The organism is Burkholderia sp. RF4-BP95 (assembly GCF_001521985.1).
GTDB lineage: Bacteria > Pseudomonadota > Gammaproteobacteria > Burkholderiales > Burkholderiaceae > Burkholderia > Burkholderia diffusa.
Map to the genome: position 1 here is coordinate 353620 of NZ_LOSX01000042.1, position 13138 is coordinate 366757.

13 protein-coding genes are annotated in these 13138 nt (G+C 70.0%); 8 read left to right on the plus strand and 5 right to left on the minus strand.

What is annotated here, in order from left to right:
- The first annotated feature begins 253 nt into the window (after positions 1-253).
- From bcsE to WS46_RS17195, 6 genes are read left to right on the plus strand one after another with little or no spacing between them, the layout of a single operon-like run.
- Positions 254-2209, plus strand: a complete 1956-nt coding sequence (gene bcsE / locus WS46_RS17170) for a cellulose biosynthesis protein BcsE (protein WP_059691212.1) — start codon at positions 254-256, stop codon at positions 2207-2209.
- Positions 2206-2415, plus strand: a complete 210-nt coding sequence (locus WS46_RS17175; protein WP_059523325.1) for a hypothetical protein — start codon at positions 2206-2208, stop codon at positions 2413-2415. Before bcsE ends, WS46_RS17175 begins: the two co-directional genes overlap by 4 nt.
- Complete coding sequence (bcsQ, locus tag WS46_RS17180) at positions 2412-3200, plus strand: cellulose biosynthesis protein BcsQ (RefSeq protein ID WP_059691213.1); 789 nt, start codon at positions 2412-2414, stop codon at positions 3198-3200. Before WS46_RS17175 ends, bcsQ begins: the two co-directional genes overlap by 4 nt.
- Positions 3197-5734, plus strand: a complete 2538-nt coding sequence (gene bcsA, locus WS46_RS17185) for a UDP-forming cellulose synthase catalytic subunit (protein ID WP_059691237.1) — start codon at positions 3197-3199, stop codon at positions 5732-5734. The genes bcsQ and bcsA overlap by 4 nt, the downstream gene beginning before the upstream one ends.
- Positions 5735-5761: 27 nt before the next feature.
- Complete coding sequence (gene bcsG, locus WS46_RS17190) at positions 5762-7315, plus strand: cellulose biosynthesis protein BcsG (RefSeq protein ID WP_059691214.1); 1554 nt, start codon at positions 5762-5764, stop codon at positions 7313-7315.
- On the plus strand, positions 7297-7491 hold the full coding sequence (locus WS46_RS17195) for a hypothetical protein (protein WP_059691215.1): 195 nt from the start codon (positions 7297-7299) through the stop codon (positions 7489-7491). Before bcsG ends, WS46_RS17195 begins: the two co-directional genes overlap by 19 nt.
- Positions 7492-7551: 60 nt before the next feature.
- Here the strand turns inward: WS46_RS17195 and WS46_RS17200 are convergent, their stop codons facing one another.
- The 4 genes from WS46_RS17200 to WS46_RS17215 all read right to left on the minus strand — a co-directional run bounded on the left by WS46_RS17200 (position 7552) and on the right by WS46_RS17215 (position 10766).
- Complete coding sequence (locus tag WS46_RS17200) at positions 7552-8436, minus strand: pirin family protein (protein ID WP_059691216.1); 885 nt, start codon at positions 8434-8436, stop codon at positions 7552-7554.
- A 24-nt stretch (positions 8437-8460) separates the two neighbouring features.
- Positions 8461-8853 carry an OsmC family protein gene (locus tag WS46_RS17205; protein ID WP_059691217.1) on the minus strand — a complete coding sequence of 131 codons (393 nt, stop codon included), beginning with the start codon at positions 8851-8853 and terminating at the stop codon, positions 8461-8463.
- A gap of 61 nt (positions 8854-8914) precedes the next feature.
- A complete protein-coding gene (locus tag WS46_RS17210) occupies positions 8915-10495 on the minus strand; it encodes a sodium:proton antiporter (protein WP_059691218.1) in 1581 nt (526 codons plus the stop codon).
- A 10-nt stretch (positions 10496-10505) separates the two neighbouring features.
- Positions 10506-10766, minus strand: coding sequence for a DUF1427 family protein (locus WS46_RS17215; RefSeq protein ID WP_059691219.1), 261 nt, complete (start codon positions 10764-10766; stop codon positions 10506-10508).
- A gap of 283 nt (positions 10767-11049) precedes the next feature.
- Here WS46_RS17215 and WS46_RS17220 point away from each other — a divergent pair, with 283 nt between their 5' ends.
- A complete protein-coding gene (locus WS46_RS17220) occupies positions 11050-11736 on the plus strand; it encodes a hydrolase (RefSeq protein WP_059691220.1) in 687 nt (228 codons plus the stop codon).
- 18 nt (positions 11737-11754) lie between these two features.
- On the opposite strand, the gene WS46_RS17225 is transcribed toward WS46_RS17220, so the two are convergent.
- Positions 11755-12678 carry a LysR family transcriptional regulator gene (locus tag WS46_RS17225; RefSeq protein WP_059691221.1) on the minus strand — a complete coding sequence of 308 codons (924 nt, stop codon included), beginning with the start codon at positions 12676-12678 and terminating at the stop codon, positions 11755-11757.
- Positions 12679-12790: 112 nt separating this feature from the next.
- Here WS46_RS17225 and WS46_RS17230 point away from each other — a divergent pair, with 112 nt between their 5' ends.
- Entirely contained in the window at positions 12791-12958 is a 168-nt protein-coding gene (locus WS46_RS17230) for a DUF1427 family protein (RefSeq protein ID WP_059691222.1), read from the plus strand.
- Positions 12959-13138: the final 180 nt, after the last annotated feature.

The window sequence follows — 13138 nt, forward strand, 5'->3', positions numbered from 1 at the left end:
CGCCTGCAGGGCAAGAAGTGAGGAGCGCCGTTTGGCCGAGCCAAACAAGCGACGAGCGACGCCGCCATGCAGGCGATTTCGGGCGTTCCCCTGGAACGACTTTTTGGTTTGGGGTTGCCACGAGAACGGCCGCTCGCCGTGTTGCGCTCCTTGCGAATACGGCCAGTATTCGCGGCGTCCCACGCCTCGCGAGCGGCCGTTCTCGTGGCAACGCGTGTGCGTTCCATATGCAAGCAGACCCGGGGGGAAGCGCGTGAATACGGAAATCGATGCAACCCGTCCCGCGCTCGGCGCCGCCGGCCTGCTGGGCCGCCTGCGCGCGCTGCTGCGCACCGGGCCGGCCGGTGGCCGCGCCGGCCCGCTGAGCCGGCTCGCGATCGACGGCCTGCCCGATACGTGGACGCAGCTGGAAGCGGGCGGCCTGTACGCGATCTATGCCGCTGCCGGCACGCCGGCGTGCGACGCGCTGGTGTGGGAAAGCGCGCGGCAGTCGCGCACGCGCGACGTGACGGTCGTGCTGGCGCGCGACGCGGCGCGCGTCGCCGCGCAGATGGCGTCGCGCGGTTTCGCGGGCGGCGCGCAGCCGGCCGGCTGGCCGCGCAACCTGAACGTGCTGGCGATGCCGCCCGCGCACGAGCCGGCCGACGGCGATGCCGCGCGCGAACCCGCTGCGCCGCGCCATGCGGCGCCCGGTCCGTTCGCACGGCTCACGGGCGGCTTGCGCGCGATGAAGCGCTACGGCTTTCGCGCACGCTCGCTGTATTTCATCGAAGGCGCGCAGCGCTGGTTCAGCTGGGGCGATCCGGCGGCACTCGCGGAAGAGGCACACGCGCTCGCCGACTGGTGCCGCACGCACCGGATCGCGCTGGTGCTGCTGGTCGATCCGGAGATCGTGCGCACCGGCGCCGACCTCGATACCGACGATCCGCCGCTCGTGCGCGATGCGAATCGCGCGCCGCGCAGCGGCTTTCACGGGGTGTGCTCGGGCGTCGCGCAATTGCAGCGCACGCACGGCGAGCTGCTGTGGGTCGTCGATTTCTGGCGTGCCGGCGACACGCTCGCGGCCGGTGAAGTGCGGCCGCTGCGGTTCGCGCCGAGCGGCCGGCTCGCCGCGATCGTCGACGGCGCCGCCGTCGAGCCGTCGCGCCGGATGAAGCTCGCGACCGACGAGGATCGCGTCGTCGTCAGCCGCGCGGTGCTCGACGAAACGAGCCGCGTACCCGCCGGCTGGGAAATCGTCGACGACAACGCGGCGGTCGTCGCCGCCTGTGCGCATGCGCAGGCCGCGACCGCGGTTCTGGCATTCCGCACGCACGCGCAGCTCGAGGCGCTGTGCGCGGCCGTTCACACGCTGCGCCGGCAATCCGGCGGCGCACTGAAGATCGCCGTCGTCGAGCGCGGCGAGGTGCTGCGCCAGCAGTTCGAGATGCTGGTGCTGAGCGTCGGCGCGAATCGCGTCGTCGCGCGCGACCTGCCGGTGTCGCGGGTGCACGCGGCCGTCAACGCGCTGCGCGGGCAGCTCTATGCGCGGCCCGTCGCGGCCGATTATCGTGCGGCGCTCGCGGCCGCGCTCGGCGATTCGGTGCTGGGCTACCTGCCGGTCGGCGCCTTCTGCCTGCGGATTCGCGCGGTGCTCGATCGCGGCGCCGTGCTCGCGTTGCCGCATACGCTTGCGAAGATCGCGCTGCTGCCCGGCGTGTCGCACGTCGATGCGCTGCGGCACTGCCGGCCGCGCCGCGCGGGCGACGTCGCGACCGCCGATGCCGGACACCTGTACGTGTTCCTGTTCGCGTGCGAGCCGGCCGATGCCGATGACGCGCTGACGCGGATCTTCGACGTGCCGGTCGACACGCTGTCCGATCGCGTCGTGTGTCTCGGACAGGGCAGCATCGACACCGAGCTCGATGCGCTGAAGACCGAGAACCGGCGCGCGCCGATCGCCGACTACAGCGACCTGTTCGCGGCGGCGAAGCCGGCCGGCGCCGCGCGCGCGCCGATCGAACGCGCGGAGGATGTCGCGCCGCTCGCCGAACCGGACGCCGGAGTCGCTGCGGCCGGGACGGTCGACGCGCATGCCGATGCGGCGCCGCACGCCGGCGACGCCACGCGGGCCGCAGATACGCCGCCACCATCCGCCGAATTTCCCGTCGCGCGCACGCGCGGCGCCATCCGCAGCGCGATGCCGCTGCGCAAGCCGGAGGGCGCATGATCGCCGAACTCGTCATCGGATTCGTCGTCGGCATCGCGATCGCGGTGCCGGTGTGGATCGTCGCGCAGCACCTGGGCCTCGGCCGCGGTTTTCATGCGCCGCGCGGGCTGCACCGGCGCGACGCGGTGCCGTGCGAACTCGTGCCGGTCGCGCTGCGCGGGCGCCTGCTGCCCGAAGCCGGCCGTACCGACGAGGCCGCGCCATGAAGACGATCGCCGTCACGTCGACCACCGGCGGCGCGGGCCGCACGACGCTCGCCGGCGCGCTCGCGGTGCTGCTCGCGCGCCGCGGCCGGCCGGTCGTCGCGGTCGAGTTCGACGCGCAGAACCTGATGGGCGCGACGCTCGGTCTCGACACGCTGGCCGAGCACGGGCTCGCGCACAGCCTGCTCGGTGACGCCGGCGACGCCGCGCCATGGCACGCGCATACGTGGCGCAATGCCGACGGCGTGCTGTTCGTGCCGTATGGCCAGGTCGACGCAGCGGGCGCCGCCGCCTGCGATGCGCGGCTCGCGGCCGATCCGGCGTGGCTGTCGCGCGCGCTCGACGAGATCGCGCTGCCGGCCGACGGCGTCGTGCTGGTCGACACCGCGCGCTATCCGTCGCCGCAGGCCGAGCAGGCGATTCGCCGCGCCAACCTGACGCTCGTCGTCGTGCCGCCCGAACCGGCCGCGTGCGCGACGGTCGCCGCGCGCCTCGACGCGCTGCGGGCCGGCGGCGGCGACTTGCAGATCGTCGTGAACCGGCTGAACCCGGCGCGCGACATGCAGCGCGATGCGCTCGCGATGCTGCGCGCGGTCGCGGGGCCGGCGTCGATGCTCGAACAGCGGATTCACGTCGATGCGGCCGTGCCCGAGACGCTCGCGCGCGGCACCTGGATCTTCGACGACGCGCCGTATTCGCAGGCGTCGCACGACCTGAACGGCGTCGCGAACTGGGTCGACGCGTGGCTCGCGGCGGCCGCGGCCGGCCGCACGGGAGCGCGGCGATGAAGGCCGCGTTCGCGTCGCGCTGGCGCGCCGCGGCCCGGCGCGCGACCGACTGGTGTGCGCGCGGGATCGGGCTGCCGGCCCAGCGCACGCTGCTCGACTGGCTCGTGCGGCTGTTCTTCCATGCACCGCCGCCCGGCCGGCCCGATCCCGTGCGCCGCCGGGCGCGCGTTGCCTTCCTGTGGCTCGCGCAGGAGTGGGGCGTGCTGCAGCCGCTGAGCCCGCGCGAATGGTTGTGGCGCGCGATCGTGCGCGCGCCGCGCGCGGCCGACGAGCGGCCCGCGCGCGACCCGCTTGCATGGTTCGACACGTTCGTCGTGCCGGTCTACGTCGCGGCGCGCGCGCTCGGCACCCGCCTCGACGCGCTGCTCGGGCGCCTGCCGTGGGCGCGCTGGGGCGGCTGGCTCGACGCGCGCGCGCACGGCGTCGGCCGGCACCGCTGGCTCGCGCCGCTGTTGCTGATCGCCGGTGCGCTGATGTGGGCCGCGGCCGGGATGTCGCCGCTGATGCCCGGCGCGCAGTTCGCGTTCTTCGCGATCGTCGCGGTGCTGGCGCTGGCGCTGCGCCGCCTGCAGGGCCATCTGCCGACGCTCGCGCTCGCGTCGCTCGCGCTGCTCGCCACGGTCCGCTACGTGTGGTGGCGCACGACCCAGACGCTCGATTTCCGCAGCCCCGTCGAGGCGTTCGCCGGCTACCTGCTGTACGGTGCCGAAGCCTACACGTGGATGATCCTGCTGCTCGGCTTCATACAGACCGCATGGCCGCTCGACCGGCCGATCGTGCCGTTGCCCGACGATCCCGACAGCTGGCCGAGCGTCGACATCTATATCCCGACCTACAACGAGCCGCTGTCGGTCGTGAAGCCGACCGTGTTCGCGTCGCAGAGCATCGACTGGCCGACGGCCAAGCTGCGCGTGTATCTGCTCGACGACGGCCGCCGCCCCGAGTTCGAGGCGTTCGCGCGGGAAGCGGGGATCGGCTACCTGACGCGCGACGACAATCGCCACGCGAAGGCCGGCAACATCAACCGCGCGCTGCCGAAGACGCACGGCGAATACATCGCGATCTTCGACTGCGATCACGTGCCGACGCGCTCGTTCCTGCAGACGACGATGGGCGTGTTCCTGCGCGACCCGAAATGCGCGCTGGTGCAGACGCCGCACCATTTCTTCTCGCCCGATCCGTTCGAGCGCAACCTCGGCACGTTTCGCGAGATCCCGAACGAGGGCAACCTGTTCTACGGACTCGTGCAGTCGGGCAACGACCTGTGGAACGCGACGTTCTTCTGCGGATCGTGCGCGGTGCTCAAGCGCAGCGCGCTGGAGGAGGTGGGCGGCGTCGCCGTCGAGACCGTGACCGAGGACGCGCACACCGCGCTCAAGCTGCATCGCCGCGGCTACACGTCGGCCTACCTGCCGACCGTGCAGGCGGCCGGCCTCGCGACCGAGAGCCTCGCGGGCCACGTGAAGCAGCGCACGCGCTGGGCGCGCGGGATGGCGCAGATCTTCCGCATCGACAATCCGTTCCTCGGGCGCGGGCTCGGCTTCATTCAGCGGATCTGCTACGGCAATGCGATGCTGCACTTCTTCTACGGGATCCCGCGGCTCGTGTTCCTGACGATCCCGCTCGCCTACCTGTTCTTCCACCTGTACTTCATCAATGCGTCGTCGATCGCGCTCGCGAGCTACGTGATCCCGTACCTGGTGCTCGCGAACGTCGCGAACTCGCGGATGCAGGGGCGTTATCGCCATTCGTTCTGGGCCGAGGTCTATGAATCGGTGCTCGCGTGGTACATCGCGCTGCCGACCACCGTCGCGTTCTTCAGCCCGAAGCACGGCAAGTTCAACGTGACCGACAAGGGCGGCAAGATCGACGAAGGCTACGTCGACTGGTCGACGTCGAAGCCGTACCTCGTGCTGTTCGCGCTGAACGTGCTCGCGATCGCGGCCGGCGTGTGGCGGCTCGCGGCCGATCAGGGCGACGAGGCGTCGACGATCCTGATCACGCTCGGCTGGACCGTCTACAACCTCGCGATGCTCGGCGCCGCGCTGGCCGTCGCGCGCGAGACCAAACAGGTGCGCGTCACGCACCGGATCGCGATGCGCGTGCCGGCGACGCTGCTGCTCGCCGACGGGTCGACGGCCGCTTGCTTCACCAGCGACTACTCGACCGGCGGCCTCGGCCTCGAAGCGGTGCCGGGGCTGCCGCTCGCGGTCGGCGACACGCTGACGGTGTGCGTGACGCGTGGCGACCGGCCGTTCCCGTTCCCGGTGCGCGTGAGCCGCGTGACGCCGACGCACGTCGGCGTGAGCTTCGAGGCGCTGACGCTCGAGCAGGAGCGCCAGCTCGTGCAGTGCACGTTCGGCCGCGCGGACGCGTGGCTCGACTGGCACGCCAGCGCGCGCGCGGACACGCCGCTGCGCGGGCTGAAGGAAGTGCTGCGCGTGGGCCTGGACGGTTACGTACGAATGTGGAAGGGCGCGGCGCGCGGCGTGCAGTCGATGCTGGCGCCGAAGCTCGATCGGGCGCGCGACTGACGCGGCGCCCATCACGGAGTGGTTCAAATGACGTTCTGGAATCTGTATTTCATCCTGAAGTTCGCGCTGTTCGCGACCGGCCACCTGCAGCCGCTGTGGCTCGCGAACCTCGCGTTCGCGCTGGCGCTCGCGGTGAGCGCGCCGATCCGGCGCCGCGCGTGGCGCATCGTGCGGCAGCTCGTCGCGATCGCGATCGCGGTGCCGCTGCTCGCGCGCGAAATGCATGCGCCGCCGCTCGCGCGCCTCGCCGAAGCCGCGCGCGAGGTCGGCACATTCCGCCTCGATTACTGGATGGAGTTGCTGCCGCGCCTGTTGCCGCCCGTGCTGGTGCTGACGGTCGCGTGCGTGCTGATCGTCTATTTCGTCGTCAATCGCTGGGTGCGTGTCGCGACCTTCGTGCTCGCCGTGCTGATCGTGATGCCGCTGTGGCAGGCCGGCAACGGGCTGATGGCGCGCGTCGTCGCGCCGCTGCCGCAGCAGGCCGACGCGACGGGCGCGCGCGCCGGCCAGCCCGAGGATCACAACGCGGCGCTCGCGACGTTCCGCGCGCAGGAATCGCAGCGCCAGGTCGCGTTCGGTCATCTCGGCAACGACCCGGCCGCGCAGTTCGACGTGATCGTGCTGCACGTCTGCTCGCTGTCGTGGGACGACCTCGATGCCGCGAAGGTGCGCAACCACCCGATGCTGAATCACTTCGACTACCTGTTCAACAACTTCAGCACGGCCGCGAGCTACAGCGGCCCGGCCGCGATCCGCGTGCTGCGCGCGAGCTGCGGGCAGGAAGCGCATGCGGACCTGTACAAGCCGGCGCCGCAGCAGTGCCACCTGTTCTCGCAACTTGCGTCCGCCGGCTACACGGTGCAGTCGCTGCTGAACCACGACGGCCACTTCGACAACTTCCTCCAGGTCATTCACGACAATATCGGCGTGCCCGACGCGCCGATGATCTCGAACGCCGCCGCGCCGGTCGCGATGCATGCGTTCGACGGCTCCGCGATCAAGGACGATTACGGCACGCTCGCGAGCTGGTACGCGCAGCGCGCGTCGGTGCCGGGCCCGGTCGCGCTGTACTACAACACGATCAGCCTGCACGACGGCAACCGCGTGGTGGGGAGTGGGCTGACCAGCATCGATTCGTATCCGCAGCGCGCGACCAGGCTGATGAACGACTTCGACCGGCTCGCCGACCTGATCGCGCAGTCGGGCCGGCGCGCGGTGATCGTGTTCGTGCCCGAGCACGGCGCCGCGCTGCGCGGCGACAAGAACCAGGTCGCGGGCCTGCGCGAGATTCCGACGCCGCGCATCGTTCACGGGCCGGTCGGCGTGCGACTCGTCGGCTTCACCGGCAATCACGGGACGACGACGGTGATCGACCAGCCGACGAGCTTTCTCGCGCTCGCGCAGCTGCTGTCGAACCTCGTGTCGAACAGCCCGTTCAAGCCGGGCGTGACGCTTGCACAATATGCGGCCGACCTGCCGCGCACGCGGATGGTCGGCGAGAACGAAGGCACGGTGACGGTGCAGACGAGCGCCGGCTATGCGGTCAAGACTCCGGACGGCGTATGGATCGACGAACAGTAAACATCGGCGAAGGCGACGACGATCGCCTGTCGCAACCGAACGACGTGCTCGGCCTCGCGCGGCACTTGCCCGCGCTGGATCCGGCACGCTACGTCGACGAGCAGGCGCGGCGCGCGTTCGTCGAATCGCTGGACCGCTGGCCGGTGCTCGCGAAGCTGATGGGATTGAAGCGGTAAACGCAACGCGGCCGGCGTGAATGCCGGCCGCGTTGCATCGATGATGCCGACGCTGTCGGCTTACTGCGCGCGGCGCGCCGGCTGGCGCGTCCACTCGTTTTCCTCGCCCGGCACCTTGCCGAAGGTCTGCGCGGCCCACGCGTCGCGGGCCGCCTCGATCTTCGCGCGCTCGCTCGACACGAAATTCCATTCGATGAACCGCTCGCCCGGCAGGTGCGCACCGCCGAGCAGCATCACGCGCGCGCCGTTCCCGCTGGCGAGCGCGACGTTCGCGCCGGGTTCGAGCACGGCCATCGTCGCCGGTGCGAGCGGCGTGCCGTCGACCGTGAGGTCGCCGTCGACGAGATACACGCCGCGCTCGTCGTGTTCCGCATCGAGCGCGAGTTGCGCGCCCGCGGCGAATTCCGCATACGCGTAGAGCGTCGGCGAGAACACGGCGACCGGCGACGTGAGCCCGAATGCGGTGCCCGCGATCACGCGCACGCGCGCGCCGTCGCGCGTGAACGACGGCAGCGTGTCGGCCGCGTGATGCACGAACGCGGGCGCGGTGTCCTCATGCTCGACCGGCAGCGCGACCCAGGTCTGGATCCCGTGCACGGGCTGTTCATGCGGGCGGTCCTCGTCGGGCGAGCGCTCCGAATGGACGATGCCGCGCCCGGCCGTCATCCAGTTCACGTCGCCGGGCACGATCTTCTGCCGGAAGCCGAGGCTGTCGTGATGCATCAGCGTGCCGTCGAACAGGTAGGTGACGGTCGCGAGGCCGATGTGCGGATGCGGCAACACGTCGATTCCGCTGCCGGCCGGCAGCACGGCCGGCCCCATTTCGTCGAAGAAGATGAACGGCCCGACGAGGCGGGCGGCGCGCGCGGGCAGCACGCGGCGCACGACGAGGTTGCCGATGTCGCTCTCGCGCGGCGTGAGCAGGGTCTTGATCGATGCGGACATGGTGGGTTTCTCGGTGTCGGTGAGTCAGGCGATGGCCGTATCGATCGCGATCGGGTGCGTGAGGATCTTGTGCACCGGACACGCGTTCGCGATCTGCAGCAGACGCTCGCGCTGCTCGTCGGTCAGGTCGCCGTCGAGCGTGATGCGGCGCATGATCGTGCTGCCCGCGCTGCCCGATTCGTGCGCGAGCTTCACGTGGACTTCGGCGAGCGACCAGCCCTTGCGTTGCGCGTACATCTTCAGCGTGATCGCGGTGCAGGCGCCGAGGCTCGACAGCAGCAGCGCGACGGGCGTCGGTGCGGTGTCGCCGCCGCCGAGCGACGCCGGTTCGTCGGCGCGCCACTGATGCACGCCGTCGGTGAAATGGACCAGGTAATCGACGGAGCCGATGCTCGCTTCGACGGACAGTTCGCTCATTGCAATTCCATGTGGGGAAAGGGGAGACGGGCCGGCCGGACATGGCCGGGCAGGCGAGGCGTTACGGTTCGAGCAGGCGCTGCAGCCGCAGTTCCTCGAAATCCAGCTCGGATTCTATGCGGTGCAACACCGCATCGTCGACCCGGCCGTCGCGATGCAGGCCGAGCAGCGCGTCGCGCGACACGCCGACCAGTTCCAGCTCGACGCGCAGCATCCGCGCGCGCACGTCGGCCGGTTCGGCGCCGTCGCGGTGCGCGCGTTCGTTGAACGCGACGCGGCTGCGGTATTCGGTCAGCAGCCGGTCGAGCGATGCGCGTTCGAGGCCCGAGCCGCGCTGTTCGCGAGCATCGAGTTCGGCGAGCGCCGCACCGAACGTGTAGGCGCGCACCGCATGCTCGGACATCGTGTGCCGCGCGGCCGGGCGCAGCTTCAGCACGCGGATCAGCGGCGCGAGCGTGCCGCCTTGCACGACCAGCGTCGCGATGATCAGCAGGAACGTGCTGAACAGGATCAGGTCGCGGCCGGGGAAGTCGTTCGGCAGCGCGATCGCGGCCGCGAGGCTCACGACGCCGCGCATGCCGGACCAGCCGAGCACGACGGCCTCGCGCCACGACCACGGCGCGTGGCCCGCGCGCGGCGCGCGCAGGCGGCCCGGCAGCCACATCGCGGCGAACACCCACACGACGCGCGCGGCGATCGCGGCGGCCGTCGCCGGCAGCGCGACGCGCAGGCCGGCCATCAGCACCGCGCCTTCGTGGTTCACGCGCGCGAGGATCGCGTGCAGCGCGAGGCCGATCAGGATGAACACGAGCGCGTCGAGCACGAACACGATCGCTTCCCAGGTCGCCTTCGCCTTGATCCGCATGTCGGCGTCGAACACGCGATGCTGGCGCACGCCGAGCACGAGGCCGCACGTCACGACCGACAGCACACCGGAGCCGTGCACGGCTTCCGCGATCCCGTAGCTGCCCCACGCCATCGCGAAGGTCACGACGATGCCGAGCATCGGCTCGCGCAGGCGCTGCAGCACCCAGCACATCGCATGACCGCATGCGAGACCGACTGCGATGCCGATCAGCGTGAGCGAGAAGAACAGGCCGGTGGCGCTCGCGGTCGTGATCGTGACGGCGAGCGCGGCCGACACGGCCATCTGATACAGCAGCAGGCCCGACGCATCGTTGACGAGGCTTTCGCCTTCGAGCACCGCGACGAGCCGGGCGGGCAGCGGATGGCGCTGCAGGATCGCCTTCGCGGCGACCGCGTCGGGTGGCGACACGATCGCGCCGAGCGTGAAGCACGCGGCCCACGGCAGCGCCGGATTGACCGCATGCACGGCAAGCGCGACCGCAATCGTCGTGAACGCCACCGCGCCGAGCGCGAGCGACGCGATCGACCCGAGCTCGTGCCGGAATTCCTTCCACGCCGTATAGAAACCGCTCGACATCAGCAGCGGCGGCAGCACGGCCGCAAGCAGCAGCGCCGGGTCCATGTCGGGCACGCGCTTGCCGGCGACGGCCACCACGCAGCCGCCGAGCAGCAGCACGACGGCCGGTGGAATCGAGATCCGCTCCGCGAGCCACGTGAGCGCGCCCGCGCCGCAGATCAACAGCAGCAGGTAATGAAACAGTTCGACGTTGTTCATGAGCCGTGCATCACGACGGCTTGCGGTCGTTCGCGGCGCCGCCCGGCAGCGTGCCGAACATGTGCTGGCTGCATTGCGCGTCGCGCCACGCGGTATTCAGCCGGTAGCCGGACAGCATCCGGCGCGCGAGCGGCAGGATCTGTTCGCCGGCCAGCATGCCGAGCAGGCCGAGGAGCGCGATGACCGGCGGTGCCGGCGAATTCACGCCGAGCGCGCCGTAGATGACGCCGGCGAGGATGCCTGCGGACAGCGACAGAAAATACGGTTTCATGGTGAAAACCTCTCGTGATAGGCTGATCGGGGGCGAAGGGCGCGCCTTCAACGTGCTGGAAGCGTATCGGGTTTACGTGTGGAACAAAAGGGCGGATGGCCCTTCGAGAGCCCTCTCTTTCGGAATTCGATCGATTCCATTTCTTGGATGTTCGAGCCGCGACTTTTCCGATTAAATGGCTGCAACCGGAAGACGCCGTTCCGGGGTAACGCACAGTCGGCTCCTCCCGGTTTCCGGTCGAGGCAAGCCTCAAACGTTTCCTGTCCAAAGGATGATTCGCGCCATGAGCAACCCGAAGCTTGAAGTCCTCACCCCCCAGAACAGCCAGTTGATCTTCATCGACCAGCAGCCGCAGATGGCGTTCGGCGTGCAGTCGATCGATCGCCAGACGTTGAAGAACAACGTCGTCGGGCTGGCCAAGGCCGCGAAGGCATTCAACATCCCCACCACGATCACCACCGTCGAAAGCGACAGCTTCTCGGGCTACACCTATCCCGAGCTGCTCGACGTGTTCCCGAACCAGAAGACGCTCGAACGCACGTCGATGAACTCGTGGGACGACCAGAAGGTGCGCGATGCGCTGGCCGCGAACGGCCGCAGGAAGGTCGTCGTGTCGGGCCTGTGGACGGAAGTCTGCAATACGACGTTCGCGCTCAGCGCGATGCTCGAAGGCGATTACGAAATCTACATGGTGGCCGACGCGTCGGGCGGCACGTCCAAGGACGCGCACGACTTCGCGATGCAGCGGATGATCCAGGCCGGCGTCGTGCCCGTCACCTGGCAGCAGGTCGCGCTCGAGTGGCAGCGCGACTGGGCGCGCCGCGACACCTACGACGCCGTGATGGCGGTCGCGAAGGAGCATTCGGGCGCGTACGGCATGGGTGTCGACTACGCGTACACGATGGTTCACAAGGCCGCGCAGCGCACCGCGACGCCGCACGAGTCGATTCCGGCCGTCCCGGCGAAGTAACGGGCACGGGCCGCCCGTTCAGACGGGCGGCAGTGCCCACGGCGCGTGCGACAGATGTTCGACGAGGAACTCGAGCAGCGCTGTCACGCGCGCGGCACGCAGCATGCCGGGCGGCGTGACGAGATTGACGTTGATGTCGGCGATTTTCCAGTCGGGCATGACTTCCTCGAGCTCGCCGCTTTGCAGTGCGTCCCACACCAGGAACGTCGGCTGCAGCGCGAGACCGTGGCCTGCAAGAAGCGCGGGGCCGATGACGTCGGCGTTGTTGGTGCGGATGCGGCCGCGCACGGGGATGCCGATTTCGTCGTTCGACGCGGTGTGGCGAAAGCGCCAGTAGTCGGGCGTCGGGATGTTCGTGTAGGTCAGGCACACGTGCCGGTCGAGTTCGCTCGGATGGGTCGGCCGGCCATGCCGATCGAGATACGCAGGCGATGCGACGAGCGGCCGGCGCACCGCGCACAGACGACGCGCCCGCAGCGAGGAATCGTTCAGCTCGGCGATCCGGATCGCGACGTCGAAGCCGCCCGACACGATGTCGACGAACTGGTCGGACAGCACGAGATCGATGTCGACGCGCGGGTAGCGTTCGAGAAACGCGGGCAGCACCGGCGCCAGGTGGTGCAGCCCGAACGACATCGGCGCGTTCACGCGCACGAGGCCGTGTGGTTCGAGCGCGTGCGCGGAGGCCTCGTCCTCGATCATCTCGGCGTCGGCGAGCAGGCGGATCGCGCGATCGCGCAGCAGTTCGCCGGTCGGCGTGAGCGACAGCTTGCGCGACGTGCGGTACAGCAGCATCGCGCCGAGGCGCTTTTCGAGGCGTGCGATCGCTTTCGACACGGTCGGTTGCGAGATGCCGAGCAGGTCGGCCGCCTTGGCGAACGAACCGGTCTCGGCGACGCGCGCGAAGATGGCCCAGGCTTCGAGATCGGGAAGATGTTGCATGGCTGGAGAGCGTGGCGGCGAAGTGAAGCGAACGGGCGGAAACGATTCGGGCTGCCGACGCACGGCGCCCGGGCGGCAATGCGGCACATTCTAATTCAGTCGGGAAGGGCGTATGGAATCGTATCTGGCTTCATTGGGCGCCGGCGTGTTGATCGGCGTCGTGTACAGCGTGATCAAGGTGCGCTCGCCCGCACCGCCGCTGATCGCGCTGGTCGGTCTGGCCGGCATGCTGATCGGCGTGGCGGCCGTCGCACCGGTCCGTCACTGGCTCGGTTTCTGATTGCATCGAGGACATATTGATGAGCACGACCGACACCCAACCGGATCTGATCCTCCATAACGGAAGATTCACGACCCTCGACCGCACGAACCCCGTCGCGACCTCCGTCGCGATCAAGGATGGCCGCTTCGTCGCGGTCGGCCACGACGCGGACGTGATGCCGCTCGCGGGCCGCGCGAA

Coding starts and splice junctions, on each gene's coding strand:
- WS46_RS17230 (WP_059691222.1), top strand. CDS start 12,791: ATGGAATCGTATCTGGCTTCATTGGGCGCCGGCGTGTTGATCGGCGTC.
- bcsQ (WP_059691213.1), top strand. CDS start 2,412: ATGAAGACGATCGCCGTCACGTCGACCACCGGCGGCGCGGGCCGCACG.
- WS46_RS17205 (WP_059691217.1), bottom strand. CDS start 8,853: ATGAGCGAACTGTCCGTCGAAGCGAGCATCGGCTCCGTCGATTACCTG.
- bcsG (WP_059691214.1), top strand. CDS start 5,762: ATGACGTTCTGGAATCTGTATTTCATCCTGAAGTTCGCGCTGTTCGCG.
- WS46_RS17175 (WP_059523325.1), top strand. CDS start 2,206: ATGATCGCCGAACTCGTCATCGGATTCGTCGTCGGCATCGCGATCGCG.
- bcsA (WP_059691237.1), top strand. CDS start 3,197: ATGAAGGCCGCGTTCGCGTCGCGCTGGCGCGCCGCGGCCCGGCGCGCG.
- WS46_RS17225 (WP_059691221.1), bottom strand. CDS start 12,678: ATGCAACATCTTCCCGATCTCGAAGCCTGGGCCATCTTCGCGCGCGTC.
- WS46_RS17215 (WP_059691219.1), bottom strand. CDS start 10,766: ATGAAACCGTATTTTCTGTCGCTGTCCGCAGGCATCCTCGCCGGCGTC.
- WS46_RS17210 (WP_059691218.1), bottom strand. CDS start 10,495: ATGAACAACGTCGAACTGTTTCATTACCTGCTGCTGTTGATCTGCGGC.
- WS46_RS17195 (WP_059691215.1), top strand. CDS start 7,297: ATGGATCGACGAACAGTAAACATCGGCGAAGGCGACGACGATCGCCTG.
- WS46_RS17200 (WP_059691216.1), bottom strand. CDS start 8,436: ATGTCCGCATCGATCAAGACCCTGCTCACGCCGCGCGAGAGCGACATC.
- WS46_RS17220 (WP_059691220.1), top strand. CDS start 11,050: ATGAGCAACCCGAAGCTTGAAGTCCTCACCCCCCAGAACAGCCAGTTG.